Raw genomic sequence first — 3,427 nt, 5'->3', positions numbered from 1 at the left:
CGCCCTGAAGCGTTCGCCCTCGAAATCCAACATTGACCATGATCGCAAGGTCGCATAATCTATGCCGCACCCGCCGTCCCAACCTTCAACTGTCTGTGGGACATTGCCCAACGTCGTGTTCCAATGAACAGCGACCGTGACGACTTGCTGAGGCGGGTTGACGAATGGAATCGAGTACGTATTCGGGTTCTGGAACAGCGAAACATTAACGTTCCGCGGGTTTGGCGTTAGGGTTGCCCCACTCACATATGCGCCGAATCCGCTGCCGTTCGTTGTTGTTGTGATGGTGTTGGCCGTGACCGATGCAACGGTATAAGTCAGGTTATAAGCACCTGGCGTTGCGCCCGCTACGGCAACGGTTTGCCCTGCCGTGTAGCCGTGATTGAGATTCGTCGTGATGACAATCGGATTGGTGGCGGTCATGCCGGTAATGGCAAGTTGCGATCCTTGCAAAGCAGCGATGTCTGGGACGCCTTGAAGAATTGCGTTGGCTACGGCATAAGCATCGCCACCGCCACAGACAATCTGCCAGCCGCCTGCCAATTGATTAATCGAAACGAGGCGCGCCTGTACACCAGTGATCTTCTGAAGCAGCGTTTTCACATATGCAGGCGTTCCAGTCGAGCCGACCTGGCCAGCTTGCAGTACTCGCGCCCGGTAGTCAGAAACCTGCTCTGCAGAGGTCGCGGGTACGCCTGCGCCCGGGTTTGTGACAGTTATCGAGTAGGTGCTCGGAACAGATGTGACGAGATGAGTAACCGTATTGGCGGGGATCGGAAACGTTCCACTGTTCGTTGCGACAGCATAGAGCAAGGCGCTGGCTCCACCTGTCTGAATCACCCCTCCGTCCTGAAGTCGGTACTGGTTATTCCCGTCTCCTACCAGAAAGCCGGGCTGAAAAACGTAACCGGCAGGCCCTGAGAATTGGACGTAGACATTCCCGTTTGCACTGACGCCTTGCGGAACTCCGAACTGCGCTCCTAGTTGGCTAAGCAGAAAGGGATTGGCGGCGTATGGGGAGACGGAATTGACTGCATCGACCCGAGCCTGGTCAATGGCAACCATCGCTCCTACGTCAGTTCCAGAGATATCATCGATAAGCGACCCGGGTAAGCCTGACGTGTATCCAGGCACCTGATTCGCAACATATGTCAGAAGCGTCGAGTAGAGCGTGGCCACCGGAGTCGGCACTGGCCCAGCGCTAGTCAGGTTCAGCGGAATGGTCGTCGGGCTGATTGGTGTGCTCATCTGTTTTGCTAGGAAAATGGATTAAGGGCCGACGTGCCAATTCATCATGGCATCTGGGTAATCATTACCCAGTTGTCCACTGCGTTCCCGTCAAGGGCCACTGCACCACCGCTGTTCTGAAATGCCCGTACAGTGATCACGTCTCCAGAAGCGCAATTCACCACCGCAGAAATCGCCGATCCCATCGATACCGATGTCGCGGCAGACTGGAGAGTAATGACTGTCTGATATACCTCGACGCCGTTATTGAATACCGCGGCAATAATCCCGTTACCAGCCCCATACGTTGCAGCCGCTAGCCGGAAAGAGAATCGGACATCGTATGTACCGGCAGCCGGCGTCGTGTACGCACCCGTTGACGTATTAAAATTGCTGCCCTGATTGAGCGCGGCAGTCCATGTGCCTACGGTCGTCAGAGCGTTGTTAGGGATGCTCTGCGCGTTCGTCGTGGTCGCAATAACCTTTGATTGCGCCGTCGTCGTCAGGGTCGTGAACTTGCCAGTGTTCGGCGTCGTATTGCCAATTGCGGGCGGAGACGCCATGTAACTGGTGAAGCCTGTGCCGCTCACTGTACTTGAGGCGGCAAGCGTCGTGAAAGATCCAGAATTCGCCGCTGTTGCCCCAATTGCGGGAGGCGATGCCAGATACGTACTGAAGCCAGATCCGCTGACAGTGCTTGACGCCGACAAAGTTGTGAACGCGCCGCTGTTTGGTGCAGTAGCTCCGATTGCAGGAGGGGAAGCGAAATAGTTTGTAAATCCGACGCCACTCAGAGTGCTTGAAGCGGCAAGGGTGGTGAATGATCCGGTGCTCGGCGTCGTCGCGCCAATGCTGCCATTTAGTGAGCCGCCCGTCGAATTCAGAGTTGTGAAACTGCCAGCCGCAGCCGCAGTTGTGCCGATGGCGGGTGGTGATGCCAGGTAAGTGCTGAACCCAGGTCCACTAATCGTGCCACTGGCCGACAGTGTAGTGAAGGCGCCACTTCCAGGAGTCGTACTACCGATCGATCCCGGAGCAGCGAAAGTTGCCCCTCCCAGAGTCGCAGCATTGACGGATGTATTGCATCCTAGCCCAGTACCTGATGTATAGATCAGGGCACTGGAACCGGTTGAACAACTCGGAATCGAGAAGGCTGCCGGCGCCGCGCTTGATCCCGCGAAGTTGGCCAGGACAGTGTTGGCACCCTGAGCGGCAAGTGACGTGGGCGTGATTGTTCCAGCCGGGAAACTAGCCGAACCGCTTACCGTAAGATTGACAAATGAACCGGCTGTGCCGGTAACGGATGGCGCCGTGAGAGGCCCGCTGAGTGTTGCGCCGGTGATCGGCACATACAGGGCGAACTGATTGTTCAGTTCTTGCGCGGTCAGTATCTGGCCGGGAATAAACTGAGCATTGGCTGTCGTACATACGAACAGCAAGAGCGAGAGAATGCGCTTCATCCGAGTGTCGACGAATCTAGTATGAATGTGTTGTTGATCTGCGGGGCAACAACCGAAGAATCCACGTAGGGAGTCAGCAAAGCACCGCTATGGCAGACAGCATTGACGTTGTAAATCGGCGGCGACGAGCCCTGTACCCGGCTAATGGTGAGAGAGGCGAAATACTGTGAGAACTGCGTCTGGGTCTGCATGACGTAATAGTCGGGCAGAACTTGAGTTACGATCGTCTGATATTGGGGAATCCCGTAATTTGCGTAGATTGGGGATTCGCCGAGGTTCAGTTTCAGACATTGTGCAAGCGTTGTCACGTAGACGGAATCGTTGTATCCGTTGGCGTCGGTCCCAACGACGACCCACGTTTTCGAACCGTCCTCGTTGGTGATTCGCCCGTAAGTCCTCATCGTTTATCCTGGAATTTCCGAAATGCCCGAGACGCACCATCCCGGCTTCTTCACTCATGAAAATTTGCTGCGGCTATCGCACGATCATTTGCTGATCGTCGTTTTCCTGAAAAGTCGCTCAGAAGCGTTTGCCCTGGCAGACGATGTCGCTAGGCGCGCGCCACTCTTTGCGGAGCGCGATCTCGAATCACTAAAAGTTCACATTGCTGGCTTTTCGGCAACGTTTGACGGGGCAATGTCCCAGGCGTAGTTGAAGGTTGAAGGCGGCGGTTCGCCAGTGGAATCCGAGAGAATCGGGTTTCCAGGACCAACCTCCCGAACAGGGAACCAAGGAGAACC

General features: G+C 55.7%; 4 protein-coding genes. 1 reads left to right on the top strand and 3 read right to left on the bottom strand.

Annotated features, from left to right (window positions below):
* The 3 genes from HV711_RS33015 to HV711_RS33005 all read right to left on the bottom strand — a co-directional run.
* A partial coding sequence (locus tag HV711_RS33015; protein WP_254604962.1) for a baseplate J/gp47 family protein occupies positions 1–1,248 on the bottom strand: 1,248 nt, incomplete at its 3' end.
* A gap of 44 nt (positions 1,249–1,292) precedes the next feature.
* Entirely contained in the window at positions 1,293–2,687 is a 1,395-nt protein-coding gene (locus tag HV711_RS33010; RefSeq protein WP_175145669.1) for a hypothetical protein, read from the bottom strand.
* Positions 2,684–3,088: a hypothetical protein gene (locus HV711_RS33005; protein WP_208459285.1), complete on the bottom strand. Its 405-nt coding sequence runs from the start codon at positions 3,086–3,088 to the stop codon at positions 2,684–2,686. Before HV711_RS33005 ends, HV711_RS33010 begins: the two co-directional genes overlap by 4 nt.
* Before the next feature lie 22 nt (positions 3,089–3,110).
* Between HV711_RS33005 and HV711_RS33000 the strand changes: the two genes are divergently transcribed.
* Complete coding sequence (locus HV711_RS33000) at positions 3,111–3,338, top strand: hypothetical protein (RefSeq protein WP_035485274.1); 228 nt, start codon at positions 3,111–3,113, stop codon at positions 3,336–3,338.
* Positions 3,339–3,427: the final 89 nt, after the last annotated feature.

Origin of the sequence: Paraburkholderia phenoliruptrix (genome assembly GCF_902859825.1) — a bacterium.
In the GTDB taxonomy this organism is placed as follows: Bacteria; Pseudomonadota; Gammaproteobacteria; order Burkholderiales; family Burkholderiaceae; genus Paraburkholderia; species Paraburkholderia phenoliruptrix.
This window is presented reverse-complemented; position numbering and strand designations above follow the sequence as displayed.